The organism is Xanthomonas euvesicatoria (genome assembly GCF_013112235.1).
GTDB lineage: Bacteria > Pseudomonadota > Gammaproteobacteria > Xanthomonadales > Xanthomonadaceae > Xanthomonas > Xanthomonas euvesicatoria.
In genome coordinates, this window is sequence record NZ_JABFFS010000001.1 from 1008230 (window position 1) to 1026438 (window position 18209).

An 18209-nucleotide genomic window follows, 5' to 3' on the forward strand; every position below is an offset into this window, starting at 1 on the left:
GCGCACGGATGACGGTCGCCGCAATACCGGTCGTCCAACCGCGTGGCTGCATCGGTCTTCCACACGATGGCGAATATGTGCCGTGCCCGTTCCTGGATGCCCACGCCCGTTGCCGGCGCACGACGCTGACATGCGCGACACCGTCGATGGCGTCGGCCACCTTGCATAGCGTCGCAGCGGAAGAACGCCGGCAGCGGATCGGCATATCCTTGTGCGCTGATCGCCTCCCGGAGTCATCCATGACAGAGACCTCGCCCCCGCCCGTCCTCGATACCGCCCAGGCCCGCGTGCTGGGATGCCTGATCGAAAAGGAGGCCACCACGCCGGACGCGTACCCGCTCACCGTCAACGCTGCGCAGGTGGCCGCCAACCAGAAAACCGCGCGCGAGCCGGTGCTGAATCTGCAGACTGGCGTGGTGCACCACGCGCTGCGCCAGCTGGAAACCCTGGGCCTGGTGCGCCAGCAGTTTTCTTCGCGTGCCGAGCGTTACGAGCACCGCCTGGGCAGCGTGCTGGATCTGACCCGCCAGCAAGTCGCACTGATCGGCCTGCTGCTGTTGCGCGGCCCGCAGACGCTGGGCGAGCTGTACGCACGTAGCGAGCGCCTGGCGCGTTTCAACGATGCCGACGACGTGCGCCATCACCTGGAGCGGCTGATCCAGCGCGGCCTGGCCGCACAACTGCCGCGCGCCAGCGGTCAGCGCGAAGACCGTTACATGCATCTGCTCAGCGGCGAGCTGGATGTGGAGGCGCTGCAGGCCGCTGCCGCGCGTGCGGCACCGAGCGCGCGCAGTGGCAGCGACAGCAGCGACCTGGACGCGCGGATGCAGGCGCTGGAAGCAACGGTCGCCGAACTGCAGGAGGCGCTTGCCGCGGTACAGGCGCGGCTGGACGCAGCTGGCGCCTGATCTGTGCGCGGCACCCACCGACGGCCGTAGCGGCAGCGCGGCAGGTGTGCGGCAGCATCGACGTCAGCTGCCTTGGGTGACCCGGCAGTTGCCGGATCGCCCGATACGCACCACGGCACGCAGAGGCATGCGGCATCGCCTGCAAGACCCGCACGGTCTTGTCGCCCGGCCGCACGATGTCAGTGTGTGCGCGTGTTGGATGGATGCACCGGCCAGTCCTGCCGCGTCGGTGCAAGCGCTGCCCGCGCACGAACGTCGGGGTCGGGGCACGCCAGCGTCAGGTCGGCGTGTCCACCTCGTCCCACTCGGCATCTTCAAAGTGCAGTAGCCAATTGAGCGCGTAATGCCGCTCATACACCACGCCCGGCACGATGCCGGCGGGGACCGGCTGACCGGATTGGCCGGCCTGGCGGACCGCCCAGTGCAGGCGCAGGTGGCGGTCCAGCGTGTCCAGCAGCTCGGCGAGCGGGCGTCGCGCCGGCGTCGGGCGCTCGGCAGCTTGTGCGTTGTCCAGCGCGCGCTGTGCAACCAGGGGTACATCGCACAGCGCGTTGGGGTCCGGCAGCGTGTCGGCCAGCCCCAAGGCCCATTGCAGCACGGCCAGGCTTTCGTAACGCCAGCCGAAGTTGGCCAGCGCCTGCGCATCCGGCGCTGGCTGGGCGAAGAAGGCGCGCTCCTGCGGCGACAGCGCATCTGCCACGCCGGGAAGACGCGTCTCCACCTCGTCCAGCGACGGCGGCGTATCGCCAGCGGCCATGATCTCTGCACGCAGCGCCACCGCAAACAACGCCAGCATGCGTCGACTGACGACTGCCGCATCGCGCACGCGCGCTTCGGCCTCGCCGGGCACCGGCGGCAGGCTGGGCGGCACGCGGATGCCTTGCGCGGCCAGCACGGAAAGTTGCTGCGCGCGCCGCTGCAACGCATCGGGCGGATACGGTACCTGCGCATCGTCGTCGATGGCCGGCTCGCCCTGGCTGATCAGCACCCGCCCCTGCGGGTCGCGCACGCTGCCATCGGCCAGGAAACACACCGCATTGGCGTGCTCGGCCCACTGCGCCAGCGCGCCGACGTCCGCATCGTCCACCTCGAAGCTGAAGTGCTGCCGCACCCGCTGCACATGCCGCATCAGGTGATAGCGCGCCTGGGTCATCTGGCCATCGCCGGCCTGATTCACATAGCCGACAAAGCCGTGCAGATGCGCGGCCAGTTCCGGGTCGGCGTGGTCGCGATGCTGCACGGCAGTCTGCGGCAGGAAGTCCGGCCACAGGGGCGTGCGTAGCGTGGAATAGGCGTTGACCAACAGTGCCATGCAGGCCTCCCTGTGCGGTGGAAAACAGCCGGCAGGGTGACGCAGCGCTGCTCAGCTGTCCACGCCACCAGGGCCGAGGTCGATCGTGTAGTACGCCACGGCCTCGGTGCCGGGACTCAGCACCCGCAGGCTCTCATAGCGCAGCCCCAGTGCTTCCAGCGCGCGGATCGACTCCGCATTGCCTGGCGAGACGATCGCGCACACCTGCGTCAATCCCAGTACCTGGCGTGCATGCTCCAGCACCGCGCGCCCGGCTTCGGTCACGTAGCCCTTGCCGCGATACGCGGGCAACAGCGCAAAACCGATATGCGGCACCGGCAAGGTCTCGCGGCACAACAGGCCCAAGGTGCCCATGAAGGTGCCTGCCTCGCGCGTTTCCAGCGCCCAGTGCGCGAAACCGTGTTGTTGCTGATGCGCCTGCGCCCATTCGCGCACATGCTCGCGCGCCTGCTCGCGGGTGCGGATACTGCGGTCGTTGATGCCGGCGATGAACGCAGGATCGTTGACCAGCGCCAGCATCGCCTCGGCATCGCGCTCGGGATCGAGCAGACGCAAGCGCACGCGTGCGGTTTCGAGGATGACGGTCACGGCGCACTCCGTTGGCGGGAACCTCAGACTGCCGTGCGGCAGTGGCACTGACAAGACTGACGACTGCACGCATGGCCACGCTGCAGTACCCGCACGGTTGGCGATATCACTCCGTTGGGCTGGTGCAACTGGCGTGCGCCACCGGCGCGTTGACCGCTCGCTTGGCTGGCCAGCAACGCTTCAGCCTTGGGCCGTGCCAGCGACGGCGCGGGCGATCATGCCGGGCCTGCATGCCAGGCTGTTCCACGTCTGTTGCAGGTCGCGTGCTGCAGCGCGTAGTACGCACGTCGAGCGGCAAGACTGCGCATCGATGCGCACCTGACCGCCAGCGCATCACGGCCGAGACGTTCACGATGCGCTCCATCCTTGCGCACGCGTGCCGCGCAGGGCAGCCGGCCCGGGAGGCTCAGCGTCAGGCACGCCTGGCAACCGATGTGTGCCACGCACTCACCCGCAGTGCCTCCGGCAGGCGCCCAGCGCCGTCTTGCCTGCCAGGCTCACCTGTTGATGCACGTGGCGCAGCTGCCCGCGCGGCTCAGGAAAACTCAGTCGAACAATGCCTGGATCGCAGCCAATCCCGCACTGGCGCGTTCCTTCTTGCGCTCGGCGTCGGCCACCGGGTCGGCACCATCGCGCTGCAGTTCTTCGGCCGGAATCTCATCGAAAAACCGGCTCGGCTTCAGTCGCACATGCTCACCGAACTTGCGCGTCAGCTTGCTGTGACTCATCCACAGCTGCTCCTTGGCGCGGGTGATGCCCACGTACAGCAGGCGGCGCTCTTCCTGCAGATTGCCTTCTTCCAGGCTCACTTCGTGCGGCAGCACGCCGTCCTCGCAGCCGACGATGAAGACATAGCGGAATTCCAGTCCCTTGGACGCATGCATGGTCATCATGCGCACCTGGTTGCCGCCATCGTCCTTGTCGTTGCGCGACAGCAACGCCAACTGCGCAGCCAGATCGCTGGCGCTTGCACCGCGCGGACCACCTTCGAACCACTCGGCCAGCTCGTCCAGATTGCGCTTGCGCCGCTGGAAGCCGGTCTCGTCTTTCGATTGATTGCGCAGGTCGTTGAGCAAACCGGACTTGTCGGCCAGCAGGCGCACCAGCTCGCCGGCCGGCATGCTGGACGAGTGCTCGCGCATATCGCGCAGGATGTCGGTAAACGCACTCAAACCGTTGGCTGCGCGTGGCGGTAAATGCTGCAAGGCGCCCATCGACTCGGCTGCGCGCGACATCGGTACCGACTTGGCGCTGGCAAGTTCGGCAAGACGCGCCAGCGAGGTCGCACCGACTTCGCGCTTGGGCGACTGCACGGCACGCAAGAACGCCGCGTCGTCATCCGGGTTGACGATCAACCGCAACCACGACAGCAAGTCCTTGACCTCCTGCCGCTCCAGAAACGCGGTACCACCGGTGAGGTGATACGGCACGCGCAACAGCTGCAGCGCTTTTTCCAGCGGCCGCGATTGAAAATTGCCACGGAACAGAATGCAGAAGTCGCTCCACGGCACCTGCTTGGCGGTACCCAGGAACGAGATCTCCGCGGCGACCTTTTCGGCTTCGTGCTCGCTGTCGCGGCATTCCCACACGCGGATGCGCTCGCCGTCGGCCTGGTCGCTCCACAAGGTCTTCAAATGCTCGTGCGGGTTGTGCGCGATCAACGCGTTGGCCGCACGCAGCACACGATTGGAGCAGCGGTAGTTCTGTTCCAGCTTGATGATTTCCAGAGCCGGATAATCGCGCGCCATCTGCTGCAGGTTTTCCGGATTGGCGCCGCGCCAGGCATAGATGCTCTGGTCGTCGTCGCCCACGCAGGTGAAGTTGCCGCGCGGCCCGGCCAGCATCTTCAGCAGCCGGTACTGCGCATCGTTGGTGTCCTGGCACTCGTCCACCAGCAGGTAGCCGATGCGCTCGCGCCAGCCCATCACGATGTCTTCGTTGGCTTCCAGGATCTGCACCGGCAGACGGATCAGGTCGTCGAAGTCCACTGCGTTGAAGGTGGTCAGCCGCGCCTGGTAGCGCTCGTACAAGCTGGCCGCTTCCTTTTCGCGGGTGCTGCGTGCGGCCGCCATCGCCTGCTCCGGCGACAGGCCGGCATTCTTCGCGCGCGAGATCAGGTTCTTGGCATCTTCGATCGCATCGGGCTTGGCACCATGCATCAGGTCCTTGATCTGCGCGGCGGCATCGTCCGAATCGAAGATCGAAAAGCCGCGCTTCAAACCGGCGGCGGCGTGCTCGATCTGCAGAAACTTCAGGCCCAGTGCGTGGAAGGTGCAGATCGTCAGGCCGTCGGCACCGTCGCCGCGAATGCGTTTGGCCACACGCTCGCGCATTTCCTTGGCGGATTTGTTGGTGAAGGTGATCGCGGCGATCCGCTTGGCCGGATAGCGGCCGATGGCGATCAGATGCGCGATCTTTTCCACGATCACGCGCGTCTTGCCGCTGCCGGCGCCGGCCAGCACCAACAGGGGACCTTCGCAGTGCAGCACGGCGGCGCTTTGCGGGGGATTGAGACCGTACATAGAGGCTTCCGACAGAGCGCGCCATTGTACCGGGGCTGCCTACGGCTGGCCGACGCGATGGATTCATGTCTCCAGTGCGGCTAGCCCTGCCCACAACCGGAGGCTGCTCCCACACGCTCGACGGCAGGCGTCGACCCCGCCCGACCGCGCCAGCGCAGCACACACAGGCGCCGCATCCTGCTGCCTGGCCCGGTAAAATCGCCCGATGGCCAAGCTCTATTTCTACTATTCGGCGATGAATGCCGGCAAGACCACCACCTTGCTGCAATCGGCGCACAACTACCGCGAGCGCGGCATGCGCACGCTGATCCTCACGCCCAAGCTCGACCACCGCGCCGGCAGCGGCGTGGTCGCCTCGCGGATCGGCTTGCGCGCGGACGGGCGTATCTTCGAGCGCGACACCGAGTTGCAGCAGCTGGTCGAACGCGACATCCACAACGACGGCGCGTTGCATTGCGTGCTGGTGGACGAAGCGCAATTCCTCGGCCGCGCGCAGGTCTGGCAGTTGAGCGAGGTGGTCGACCGGCTGCGGATTCCGGTGCTGTGTTACGGCTTGCGTACCGATTTTCGTGGCGAGTTGTTCGAGGGCAGCCAGTTCCTGCTGGCCTGGGCCGACGAGCTGGAAGAAATCAAGACCATCTGCCACAGCGGCAGCAAGGCCACCATGACCGTCCGCGTGGATGCACACGGGCACGCGGTGCAGGACGGCCCGCAGGTGGAGATCGGCGGCAACGAGCGCTATGTGTCGGTCAGCCGGGCCGAGTTCAAGAAGATCATGCGTGGCGAAGGCCGCATCGATCCGCTGCAGATCGCCTTGCCGCTGCCCGTCGCCTAGCGCCGGGGCCTGGTAACGCACTCGCGGCCATCCGCGCTGCCGTGGTGCATCCAGGACAGCACTGCCCGGAGCAGCGTGTGCGCGCATCCTCGTTCGCGCTGCGGTATTGCGCTGGAAGCAGGGGTTTGCACATCGCCGTTGGTCGTTCGCCAACACCAAACGCTCACCGCCGCACTGGCGCCAGCGGCTACAACCACACATCAGCACACGGTGCGGCACCGCGTTCGTCGACAGCCAGCCGCGACCGCCGGCCACGCTCTATACGCTTTGCAGGCGTTGCTAAACCCGTGCGGGCATGCGGTCACGCCGGCGTCGCGGGCGCCGTCAGACAGGCGTATCGTGGCGCCTGTGAGACAGCGGCGCACCACGCAACCGGGCGCAACCGCGGTCCTGTAAACTGGCAAGCGTCCACTCTTTGGAGGCACTCATGGATCCACTGCCTCCCGCCTTGCGCGCCGATATCGCGCGTGTTGGCCGGCTCTCCTCGGTCGCCGACGTGTTGAGCGTGCTCACCCGCCTGACCGGGATGGGATTTGCCGCCGTCGCCCGCGTCACCGACGCGCGCTGGATCACCTGCCAGGTGCACGATGCACTGTCCTTTGGCCTGCGTCCGGGCGACGAACTTCCGCTGGCCACCACGTTTTGCGACAGCGTACGGGTAAAAGGCAATGCGGTGTGGTTCGGGCACGCATCGGATGACCCGGTCTACCGCGATCATCCCTCGCCGCGGCTCTACGGCTTCGAGAGCTACGTCTCGGTGCCGATCAGGTTCGACGATGGCAGCGTGTTCGGCACCTTGTGCGCGCTGGATCCGCAGCCGCGCGTCATGGACGCACCGCTGGTGGAAAAGGTCGAACTGCTCGCACAGTTGCTGGCCGCACAGATCCAGGCCGAGCAACGCGCCGAAGAAAGCGCGCTGGAATCGCGGCGCGCCCGCAGCGAACTGGGCCGTGTTGGCGCCTCGGCGCGCTTGCGCGAAGAATTCATCGGCATTCTCGGGCACGACCTGCGCAACCCATTGCAGTCCATGCATGCGGTGGTGGATATGCTGTCCATCGACCAACTCGACCATCGCTACGGCAGCTCCATCCGCTCGCTGCAGCGTAGCCTGCGGCGCATGGAAGAACTGATCGATTTCGCCTGCGATTTCGCTCGCGGCATCGAACTCGATTGGTTGCAGCTGGACTACGGCGACGGGAGCGACCTGCTCGATGCACTCTCCCAGGTCGTGGACGAAACCCGCGCCGCCTACCCCAACCAGGTGCTGTCCACGCATGTGGCCATCGACGAGCCGGTGCACGGCGATGCGATCCGGCTGGCGCAGATGTTCGGCAGCCTGATGATCAACGCCGTCGTGCAAGGGCCGCAAAGTTCGCTGATCAAGGCGGTCGCGGTCACCGAACATGGCCGGCTACGCATCGAAGTCTGCAATCTGGATGGGATCGATCCACGGCGGCTGGATGTGCTGCACGCTTCCACCCATGTGCATACCGGCGGACGTGCGCTACCGGATGTCGATCTGGGCCTGCATATGGCAGCGCAGATCGCAAAGGCCCATCAAGGCGAATTACGCATCATCAGCGGCAAGGACGGCACCTGCTTCCGCGTGGAGCTGGCCTGCACACGTCCGCGCGGACGACTGCACCTGGTCGGCACCTCGGCGCCGGCCTGAGTGCCTCACGCAGCGACGATCGTCCGCAAACACGTCCGCCAACAGATGGCGCTCCAACCGCATGCTGCATGCCGCAGCTGGCCCCCCGATGCCCGCAACAAGCGTCGCCGGCCGCCCCGCCCGGCGCTTCTCAGTAAATCTTGCGCTCGCTCGGCGGCGGCGGCGTCCACTGGTACAACCAGGTTTCGGTGAGCGGTTTGCCATTGGCGCGCAGATACAGGCGGATATCGATCTGCTGGGTGCCCTCGTCCGGCGGCACCAGGTCGAACATCGCCCGATAGCCCTTGAGCTCGTGCAGCGGGCGCGCCGACACGATTTCAGTGGTGCCGCGCGACACCTGCAACACCGCCTCCACCTTGGCCTTTGGGTCCTTCGCCAGCGCGGCCAGTTCGCCGCCGGCAAAATCCACCGCAAAGCGCCAGGAGAAATGGCTGCGTTTTTGCCCGACGATGCCGCCGAGGCCGGTTCGGGTCGCCACGCAATGCGCCAACGGCGAGCTGGCCGGCGGCTGCGCGCCCCAGTACAGCCGGTAGCCCATCAGCAGTTCCTGCCCCGGCTGCGGCTTGGCTTGCGGGTTCCAGAACGCCACGATGTTGTCGAAGGTCTCGTCCACGGTCGGAATCTCGACCAGCTGCACCGAGCCCTTGCCCCAACCACTCTTGGGTTCCACCCACAGGCACGGGCGCTTTTCGTAAAACACGCCATCGTCCTGGTAATGGTCGAAGTTGCGGTCGCGCTGCAGCAGCCCGAACCCACGCGGGTTCTCGTCGACGAACATGTTGAAACGCAGATGCGGCGGGTTGCATAACGGGCGCCAGATCCATTCGCCGCCGCCGGTCCACATCGCCAGGCCATCGGTGTCGTGAATTTCCGGACGCCAATCCCAGTCCATCCGGTTATCGTTTTCGCCGACCTGGTACATGCTGGTGCACGGGCCGATACCCAGCCGCTCGATCGCCTTGCGTGGGTACAGCGCGCTGTCGATATCCATCAGCAGCACATCGCCATTGGTGATGGCGAAGCGGTACGCGCCGGCAACGCTGGGCGAATCCAGCAAGCCGTACACCACCACCGTGTCCGAATCGTCGGCCGGCTGCTCCAGGTAATAGGCGATGAAATCCGGAAACTCTTCCGGCCCGCCGGTACCGGTATCGATGGCCAGCCCGCGTGCCGACTGCCCATACTGGCCTTCCTTGCCGACCGCACGGAAATAGCTTGCACCCAGGAATGCCGAGAAGTCGCGTTCGGTGTCCTTGCGTGTGTTGAGCCGGAAACCGGCAAAGCCCAGATCCTTTGGCAATTGCTTGCCGCCCAGCCCGCTGCGGCCGTAATCGAATGCCGCCGGGTCGTAGGCCAGTTGCTGTGCCTTGCCATCGACGATGTCGTAAATGTGCACCGGGGTATGGAAATACAGTCCCAGGTGGAAGAACTTGGCCTGGAATTTGCCGTTGCCATCGGCCCACAACGCGTGGTCCTGGCGGTAGCGGATGGACTGATACTGATCCCAGTTCAGCGCCTCAAGCGGCCCCGGCAATACCTGCTTGTGACTTTTGTAAGGCGCCTTCGCCAGCGCGCGCGCCTGCCCTTTCAACCAGGCGTAGTCGAAGGGTTGCGGTTGCCCGAGTCGACGCAGGCCAACGGCCTTGGCCGCCAGCGCCCACTGCGGCAACGTCGGCAAACCGAGCGCGGCCAATGCGGCAGCAGCATTCTTCAGGAAGTGGCGTCGTTGCATGCGCATCGATCTGGTCAGGGAATGGGCGACATCATAGCCACAGCCCGGCATCGACGTGAATGCGCATCTCAGCGAGGCGCAGGCGACGCATCGCACGCATTGGCCAGCGCCAGCGCGTTGGCGTGGCTGCAAAGGAACCGCCGCTGCGCCTGTTCCTCATCCGGCCCGGTATAGCGCAGCAGCGTCCACTGCTCCTGTGCCTGCATTTGCGCACCTGGCGCAAGCTGCCGATACGGCGCGTGCACCTCCATTTCCAGCAATCCCTGTTCCGGATGCCGGGGTGGCGCATCCAGATACAACTCCACCTGGCCTTGCTCGGGATGGATCGCCGACAGCGGTTGATGCGCGAAGCGAATCACCAAGACCTGCCCGCCTGCGAACCCGGCCATCCATCCTGCCGACGGCTGCAGCAATAGCTTGCCGCGCTGGATCAATTGGTCTGGACGCGTATCGGCGCGCAGCGCGAGCAGGCCGCGCTCATGCTGATAGCGCGGCGCAATCGTGCCGGGCTCGCGCGGCGGCTGCAGCCGGATATCCGCAGCAGCGGCAACGGGCACAAACACCCGCGTCGTTGCCGCAACCCGCGTATTGAACCAAAGATCCCAGGCAATTGGCTGCGCGCGGATATTGCGTGCGCTGGCCTGGATGTCGACGGTGTCCGCACGCGCTGCAGAACGTTTGATCTGCTTGCGCAATTGCACCCCGGTCAGCGGGCTGGGCACCCCTTCAAATTCCACCATGTCATGACGACGTATGCTGACGCGCGTCTGCGCCAGGGACAGATACGGATCCGGCGGCCACACCGCGGCCGCCGCCTGACGCTCGTGGTTGAGCTGCTGGTGCAACCACCACTGACTCTGCGGCCCGACCCACACATCATGGCCGAAATAGGGAATATCCCCCGCAGTGGCCGACACCTCGGGCGCAGGCTGTTGCTCCACTGCCGCACCGACCTTCAACACGTTGGGCTGGCCGCGCAGATGGAACGACAGCACGCGCCCGCCAAATGCCGGCGTGACGCTCAGCTCTATCGCGTTGGTCTTCAAGTGGAGACGCTCTACGGCAGCTGCCGCGCTCGAAGAGGGCGTCATCGCGCCGGTCGACGGCATCGCTACCAGCGCACATGCACCGATAAGGATCAGAGGAATGACAAGCTGTCGGGGGCTGGACATACAGCGCTTCCACATGAGGACTTCACGATTGTGGCCCGCCGCCTACCTGGACACCAGGACACCGCTGCTCGCGGCTGCTTGCTGCACCTCCGCTGCAGCTCAGGTGCGATGTCGCACTATGTTTGCCTGGAGAACTGGCCACGTTGGGCGCTGAGCACTCTCGACGGACTCGAGCAGAAGAGGGTTTCCGTGCGGTCGGCACCTGCGCCCGGACATGCATGCAGGTTGGAGCGCACGCCCGATGCCGGTATCCAGAGCGAGCGTAACGATCGCGAGAATTCTTGCAGCTAGCTGGCCGCTTTACGGGTGCGGTACAGCGATCGATTCAGTAGTCTCGGGCGGCCCGACCGCATGCGTCGCAACCAGCCAGTGCATGCCGAAAGCTACGGTGCCCAAGAGAGCCGCGTCGACCGTCACAGCATTGCGCAGAGCAGACGCGTGTAGCACGCCCGCAGGCGAGCCATATGGAGAGTTGCTCGGAGTCGCTTTGTTGTGACTTGCGCGGCAACGATCGTGACACGATCGCGAGAGTACCAGTGCTCAAACACCGCGTCGGCGCGATATCGCGCTTATCGCTGACAGCTCCCGCACCACACCGTGGCGCGTTGACCAATCGTCGCGTGCTTCAACACCCGCCCACATTGCTTGCAGGCCTCGCCTTCGCGCCCGTACACAGAGAGTTCCTGCTCGAAATAGCCAGGCGCACCATCCGGGCTGATGAAGTCGCGCAAGGTAGTCCCGCCGCGTTGGATGGCATACGCCAGGATGTCTTTCACTGCGTCAGCCAGACGCCGATACCGCGCCAGCGACACTTTTCCCGCCTCGCGCAGCGGACTGATTCCCGCCCGATGCAGGCTTTCGGCAGCGTAGATATTTCCAACCCCGACAACCACGGCCTGATCCATCAAAAAGGTTTTGACGGCGGCACGCCGCCCTTGTGCCAGTGCGTGGAGATAATCGCCAGTAAATGCGTCCGATAATGGTTCTGGACCAAGCGCAGCGAGCAACTCATGGGTTTGTGTGCCGGATTGCCACAGCAGGCAGCCAAAGCGACGCGGATCGTTGAAGCGCAGCACGCGCCCGTTCTGCAGACTGATATCCACATGGTCATGCGCCCGCGGCAGGGTGTCGCCTGGCAGCACCCGCAGACTTCCGGACATCCCCAGATGCAACAGCGCGCTGCCGCCCGCATCTGTATCGATCAACAGATATTTCGCGCGTCGGCGCACGTTGGTAATGGTAGCGCCGGGGAGCAAGCGCTCGATCTGCTCGGGAATCGGCCAGCGCAAATCGGGCCGACGCAGGATCACGCCATGGATCCGCTGCCCAACCAGATGCGGCGACAGGCCACGCAACGTCGTTTCGACCTCGGGCAACTCGGGCATCAGCGCATCCAACAAGCGCCGGTCACATACCGGCAAGGCAGCTAATGGGGTCGAAACACTCAAATGCAATCAATGCGACGCTGCCGGCGTGCCATCGCTGGTCTATCCCTGCCTTGCCCGCCTGATAGAAGCGCTACTTCCACGTCATACCGTGAACTGAAGATATCGGATCACGATTCGTTTCGACGTGACCTGCTGATCTTTCGCAGCGGCGGCCCTTGCGTTTCTGGCTCGCATCTACGCGTTCTTCGACTGCACCGCGTGGAGCCGATCAATGGCGCAGCGATGTAATGCTGAGCCCTGCGTTGGCGATCCAGTTTCTGGGACTGGATATGTGAAACGTCCTCCTTGCGTCTTGTCTCACCAAGGATGTGGGGCCCATCACTGATGCCGTGATCGATCCGCTCCAGGCCGTTCTTTGTAGCTAGGATATGCGCACTAGGACGTCGGCCGAGCGAGGCTGTCATGGGCGATGTCTGTTATCGGCTCCAGCGAGTGCCGCACCGTGCATCTGGCATTGGCCAGGCAGGTTATTTGGCCAACAGATGGATCGCGCCCTTTTCTCCAAGAGATGAGCGCGTGGCTTGTGTGGCGAGCGGTACTGCACGCACAGCACGACATCGGTACCGGTCGGCAAGCGGGGCGGAATGCAAGGCGCATTTACGCGCGGCGCAGCCCAGCGCTTGCGCAAAAAAGAAACCCTCAGTCCGTTTGGACTGAGGGTTTCGGGGTAAAGCCCCTGGCGATGACCTACTCTCGCATGGCTTGAGCCACACTACCATCGGCGCAGCTGCGTTTCACTTCCGAGTTCGGGATGGGATCGGGTGGTTCCACAGCGCTAATTTCACCAGGGAGACGGTTGGAGCGTCGCCATCCAAGAAACGGATCAAGGCGCCCAGTCTCGCAGAGTTAACTTGTGACGTAGCTTGCATTTGATGATCTACCAACGTTCGTTGGGACCAAGGCAACTTGAGGTTATATGGTCAAGCCGCACGGATCATTAGTATCAGTTAGCTCAATACATTGCTGTACTTACACACCTGACCTATCAACCACGTAGTCTACATGGTTCCTTTAGGGGGCTTGTGCCCCGGGAAGTCTCATCTTGAGGCGCGCTTCCCGCTTAGATGCTTTCAGCGGTTATCGCTTCCGAACATAGCTACCCGGCAATGCCACTGGCGTGACAACCGGAACACCAGAGGTTCGTCCACTCCGGTCCTCTCGTACTAGGAGCAGCCCCTCTCAAACTTCCAACGCCCATGGCAGATAGGGACCGAACTGTCTCACGACGTTCTGAACCCAGCTCGCGTACCACTTTAAATGGCGAACAGCCATACCCTTGGGACCGACTACAGCCCCAGGATGTGATGAGCCGACATCGAGGTGCCAAACACCGCCGTCGATATGAACTCTTGGGCGGTATCAGCCTGTTATCCCCGGAGTACCTTTTATCCGTTGAGCGATGGCCCTTCCATACAGAACCACCGGATCACTAAGACCTACTTTCGTACCTGCTTGATCCGTCGATCTTGCAGTCAAGCACGCTTATGCCTTTGCACACAGTGCGCGATGTCCGACCGCGCTGAGCGTACCTTCGTGCTCCTCCGTTACTCTTTAGGAGGAGACCGCCCCAGTCAAACTACCCACCATACACGGTCCCTGATCCGGATAACGGACCTAGGTTAGAACGTCAAGCACGACAGGGTGGTATTTCAAGGATGGCTCCACTGCAGCTAGCGCCACAGTTTCATAGCCTCCCACCTATCCTACACAGACGAACTCAACGTTCAGTGTAAAGCTATAGTAAAGGTTCACGGGGTCTTTCCGTCTTGCCACGGGAACGCTGCATCTTCACAGCGATTTCAATTTCACTGAGTCTCGGGTGGAGACAGCGCCGCTGTCGTTACGCCATTCGTGCAGGTCGGAACTTACCCGACAAGGAATTTCGCTACCTTAGGACCGTTATAGTTACGGCCGCCGTTTACTGGGGCTTCGATCAAGAGCTTCGCCTTGCGGCTGACCCCATCAATTAACCTTCCAGCACCGGGCAGGCGTCACACCCTATACGTCCACTTTCGTGTTTGCAGAGTGCTGTGTTTTTGATAAACAGTCGCAGCGGCCTGGTTTCTGCGACCCTCTTCAGCTATAGCTCGCACGAGCCACCAAAAAGGGTGCACCTTCTCCCGAAGTTACGGTGCCATGTTGCCTAGTTCCTTCACCCGAGTTCTCTCAAGCGCCTGAGAATTCTCATCCTACCCACCTGTGTCGGTTTACGGTACGGTCTTCGTGAGCTGAAGCTTAGGAGCTTTTCCTGGAAGCGTGGTATCAGTGACTTCGCCATAAAGGCTCGTCTCGGTGCTCGGTCTTAAAGGATCCCGGATTTGCCAAAGATCCAAACCTACCGCCTTTCCCCGGGACAACCAACGCCCGGTACACCTAACCTTCTCCGTCCCTCCATCGCACTCACGCGAGGTGCAGGAATATTAACCTGCTTCCCATCGACTACGGCTTTCGCCCTCGCCTTAGGGACCGACTAACCCTGCGTCGATTAACGTTGCGCAAGGAAACCTTGGGCTTTCGGCGTGCGGGCTTTTCACCCGCATTATCGTTACTCATGTCAGCATTCGCACTTCCGATACCTCCAGCAGACTTCTCAATCCACCTTCGCAGGCTTACGGAACGCTCCTCTACCGCGCATAAAACAAGTTTTATGCACCCCAAGCTTCGGTTCACTGCTTAGCCCCGTTAAATCTTCCGCGCAGACCGACTCGACCAGTGAGCTATTACGCTTTCTTTAAAGGGTGGCTGCTTCTAAGCCAACCTCCTGGCTGTCTATGCCTTTCCACATCGTTTTCCACTTAGCAGTGAATTTGGGACCTTAGCTGTGGGTCTGGGTTGTTTCCCTTTTCACGACGGACGTTAGCACCCGCCGTGTGTCTCCCATACAGTCCGTCTCGGTATTCGGAGTTTGCAATGGTTTGGTAAGTCGCGATGACCCCCTAGCCATAACAGTGCTCTACCCCCGAGAGGATACATATGAGGCGCTACCTAAATAGCTTTCGAGGAGAACCAGCTATCTCCGGGTTCGATTAGCTTTTCACTCCTAATCACAGCTCATCCCCGTCTTTTGCAACAGACGTGGGTTCGGGCCTCCAGTACCTGTTACGGCACCTTCACCCTGGCCATGACTAGATCACCCGGTTTCGGGTCTACTGCCCGCGACTATGCGCCCTTATCAGACTCGGTTTCCCTTCGCCTCCCCTATACGGTTAAGCTTGCCACGAACAGTAAGTCGCTGACCCATTATACAAAAGGTACGCAGTCACTCTTGCGAGCTCCTACTGCTTGTACGCACACGGTTTCAGGATCTATTTCACTCCCCTCTCCGGGGTTCTTTTCACCTTTCCCTCACGGTACTGGTTCACTATCGGTCGGTCAGGAGTATTTAGCCTTGGAGGATGGTCCCCCCATATTCAGACAGGGTTTCACGTGCCCCGCCCTACTCGTCTTCACTGGAGTGGCCCTTTTAAATACAGGGCTATCACCTTCTATGGCCAATCTTTCCAGATTGTTTTTCTAAAGCCATTCCAGCTTAAGGGCTGCTCCCCGTTCGCTCGTCACTACTTAGGGAATCTCGGTTGATTTCTTTTCCTCCGGTTACTTAGATATTTCAGTTCACCGGGTTCGCTTCCAGCAGCTATGAATTCACTGCAGGATACTGCCGAAGCAGTGGGTTTCCCCATTCGGATATTGCCGGATCAAAGCTTGTTGCCAGCTCCCCGACACTTTTCGCAGGCTACCACGTCCTTCATCGCCTCTGACCGCCTAGGCATCCACCGTGTGCGCTTATTCGCTTGACCATATAACCCCAAGTTGCCTCAGGGTCATATGCCGTGTTGTGTGGGGTACAAAGCCACCAACGCGAACATACGACTCAATTATTTAGGGACTCGAAGTCCCCGCCTTAGCCTCAACGACACGTTTAGATAGATATCTCAAACGCTCGCTACGTCACAAGTTATAAAAGAACATGTCTCAGCCTCAACGCTGAGCCATATAAATTCTTAAGTGTGCACTACATTCAGAGTGGTGGGTCTGGGAGGACTCGAACCACCGACCTCACCCTTATCAGGGGTGCGCTCTAACCACCTGAGCTACAGACCCAAAGTCGTTTCACTCAAATGGTGGAGCCTGTCGGGATCGAACCGACGACCCCCTGCTTGCAAAGCAGGTGCTCTCCCAGCTGAGCTAAGGCCCCATGATGGGACTTTCGCATACCGGCCTGTGCCGATACGCATCTCTGAATGCAGGTAATTTGTGAGGACGCCCGACAGGACGATGACGTCATGCTCAAAAGGAGGTGATCCAGCCGCACCTTCCGATACGGCTACCTTGTTACGACTTCACCCCAGTCATCGGCCACACCGTGGCAAGCGCCCTCCCGAAGGTTAAGCTACCTGCTTCTGGTGCAACAAACTCCCATGGTGTGACGGGCGGTGTGTACAAGGCCCGGGAACGTATTCACCGCAGCAATGCTGATCTGCGATTACTAGCGATTCCGACTTCATGGAGTCGAGTTGCAGACTCCAATCCGGACTGAGATAGGGTTTCTGGGATTGGCTTGCCCTCGCGGGTTTGCAGCCCTCTGTCCCTACCATTGTAGTACGTGTGTAGCCCTGGTCGTAAGGGCCATGATGACTTGACGTCATCCCCACCTTCCTCCGGTTTGTCACCGGCGGTCTCCTTAGAGTTCCCACCATTACGTGCTGGCAACTAAGGACAAGGGTTGCGCTCGTTGCGGGACTTAACCCAACATCTCACGACACGAGCTGACGACAGCCATGCAGCACCTGTCTCACGGTTCCCGAAGGCACCAATCCATCTCTGGAAAGTTCCGTGGATGTCAAGACCAGGTAAGGTTCTTCGCGTTGCATCGAATTAAACCACATACTCCACCGCTTGTGCGGGCCCCCGTCAATTCCTTTGAGTTTCAGTCTTGCGACCGTACTCCCCAGGCGGCGAACTTAACGCGTTAGCTTCGATACTGCGTGCCAAATTGCACCCAACATCCAGTTCGCATCGTTTAGGGCGTGGACTACCAGGGTATCTAATCCTGTTTGCTCCCCACGCTTTCGTGCCTCAGTGTCAGTGTTGGTCCAGGTAGCCGCCTTCGCCACGGATGTTCCTCCCGATCTCTACGCATTTCACTGCTACACCGGGAATTCCGCTACCCTCTACCACACTCTAGTGATCCAGTATCCACTGCAATTCCCAGGTTGAGCCCAGGGCTTTCACAACAGACTTAAACCACCACCTACGCACGCTTTACGCCCAGTAATTCCGAGTAACGCTTGCACCCTTCGTATTACCGCGGCTGCTGGCACGAAGTTAGCCGGTGCTTATTCTTTGGGTACCGTCAGAACAATCGGGTATTAACCGACTGCTTTTCTTTCCCAACAAAAGGGCTTTACAACCCGAAGGCCTTCTTCACCCACGCGGCATGGCTGGATCAGGCTTGCGCCCATTGTCCAATATTCCCCACTGCTGCCTCCCGTAGGAGTCTGGACCGTGTCTCAGTTCCAGTGTGGCTGATCATCCTCTCAGACCAGCTACGGATCGTCGCCTTGGTGGGCCTTTACCCCGCCAACTAGCTAATCCGACATCGGCTCATTCAACCGCGCGAAGCCCGAAGGTCCTCCGCTTTCACCCGTAGGTCGTATGCGGTATTAGCGTAAGTTTCCCTACGTTATCCCCCACGAAAGAGTAGATTCCGATGTATTCCTCACCCGTCCGCCACTCGCCACCCATAAGAGCAAGCTCTTACTGTGCTGCCGTTCGACTTGCATGTGTTAGGCCTGCCGCCAGCGTTCACTCTGAGCCAGGATCAAACTCTTCACTTAAAATTACATGCCCGAAGGCAAATACTTTAGCTGCAGAAGTCCAACCACTGGCAACTTATCGCTTGCAAAGCAATTAATATGTTGCTTGATTAAACGTCTGCAAGATGGACAATCATCCTTCCTGCAGGCGTCCGCACAAATTACCTGCGCACACTGTCAAAGAACATGGGGAAGTGGCCTCAG

The 18209-nt window shown here is 61.7% G+C and carries 9 protein-coding genes, 2 tRNA genes and 3 rRNA genes; 3 read left to right on the forward strand and 11 right to left on the reverse strand.

The window, feature by feature from the left end:
* Nucleotides 1-239 precede the first annotated feature (239 nt).
* Nucleotides 240-908 (forward strand): YceH family protein, encoded by a 669-nt coding sequence (locus tag HLH45_RS04230; RefSeq protein ID WP_014091506.1) that lies wholly within the window; start codon nt 240-242, stop codon nt 906-908.
* Between the two features lie 277 nt (nt 909-1185).
* Here HLH45_RS04230 and HLH45_RS04235 read toward each other — a convergent pair whose 3' ends face one another.
* The 3 genes from HLH45_RS04235 to rep all read right to left on the reverse strand — a co-directional run bounded on the left by HLH45_RS04235 (nt 1186) and on the right by rep (nt 5330).
* Nucleotides 1186-2220 carry a DUF4272 domain-containing protein gene (locus HLH45_RS04235; protein ID WP_008571918.1) on the reverse strand — a complete coding sequence of 345 codons (1035 nt, stop codon included), beginning with the start codon at nt 2218-2220 and terminating at the stop codon, nt 1186-1188.
* A gap of 51 nt (nt 2221-2271) precedes the next feature.
* Nucleotides 2272-2808: a GNAT family N-acetyltransferase gene (locus HLH45_RS04240; protein ID WP_008571919.1), complete on the reverse strand. Its 537-nt coding sequence runs from the start codon at nt 2806-2808 to the stop codon at nt 2272-2274.
* A 545-nt stretch (nt 2809-3353) separates the two neighbouring features.
* Nucleotides 3354-5330, reverse strand: a complete 1977-nt coding sequence (rep, locus tag HLH45_RS04245; protein ID WP_007971162.1) for a DNA helicase Rep — start codon at nt 5328-5330, stop codon at nt 3354-3356.
* A gap of 205 nt (nt 5331-5535) precedes the next feature.
* On the opposite strand from rep, the gene HLH45_RS04250 reads away from it, so the two are divergent.
* Together HLH45_RS04250 and HLH45_RS04255 are read left to right on the forward strand one after the other, a co-directional pair.
* Nucleotides 5536-6165 (forward strand): thymidine kinase, encoded by a 630-nt coding sequence (locus tag HLH45_RS04250; RefSeq protein WP_008571920.1) that lies wholly within the window; start codon nt 5536-5538, stop codon nt 6163-6165.
* A 427-nt stretch (nt 6166-6592) separates the two neighbouring features.
* Nucleotides 6593-7837, forward strand: a complete 1245-nt coding sequence (locus tag HLH45_RS04255) for a GAF domain-containing sensor histidine kinase (RefSeq protein WP_008571921.1) — start codon at nt 6593-6595, stop codon at nt 7835-7837.
* 130 nt (nt 7838-7967) lie between these two features.
* Here the strand turns inward: HLH45_RS04255 and HLH45_RS04260 are convergent, their stop codons facing one another.
* The 8 genes from HLH45_RS04260 to HLH45_RS04295 all read right to left on the reverse strand — a co-directional run bounded on the left by HLH45_RS04260 (nt 7968) and on the right by HLH45_RS04295 (nt 18026).
* Entirely contained in the window at nt 7968-9569 is a 1602-nt protein-coding gene (locus HLH45_RS04260; protein WP_033478583.1) for an OpgD/OpgG family glucan biosynthesis protein, read from the reverse strand.
* Nucleotides 9570-9637: 68 nt separating this feature from the next.
* Nucleotides 9638-10660, reverse strand: a complete 1023-nt coding sequence (locus tag HLH45_RS04265; RefSeq protein WP_267884179.1) for a DUF4380 domain-containing protein — start codon at nt 10658-10660, stop codon at nt 9638-9640.
* A gap of 650 nt (nt 10661-11310) precedes the next feature.
* The gene (mutM, locus tag HLH45_RS04270; RefSeq protein ID WP_008571924.1) at nt 11311-12126 is read right to left on the reverse strand and encodes a bifunctional DNA-formamidopyrimidine glycosylase/DNA-(apurinic or apyrimidinic site) lyase; all 816 of its coding nucleotides are present in this window, start codon (nt 12124-12126) and stop codon (nt 11311-11313) included.
* A 737-nt stretch (nt 12127-12863) separates the two neighbouring features.
* Nucleotides 12864-12978 (reverse strand): 5S ribosomal RNA (gene rrf, locus HLH45_RS04275).
* A gap of 127 nt (nt 12979-13105) precedes the next feature.
* Nucleotides 13106-15986, reverse strand: a 23S ribosomal RNA gene (locus HLH45_RS04280).
* A gap of 227 nt (nt 15987-16213) precedes the next feature.
* Nucleotides 16214-16290, reverse strand: a tRNA-Ile gene (locus HLH45_RS04285).
* A gap of 18 nt (nt 16291-16308) precedes the next feature.
* Nucleotides 16309-16384, reverse strand: a tRNA-Ala gene (locus HLH45_RS04290).
* Nucleotides 16385-16479: 95 nt separating this feature from the next.
* A 16S ribosomal RNA gene (locus tag HLH45_RS04295) occupies nt 16480-18026 on the reverse strand.
* The 16S, 23S and 5S rRNA genes sit together here with 2 tRNA genes alongside, the layout of an rRNA operon.
* Nucleotides 18027-18209 lie beyond the last annotated feature (183 nt).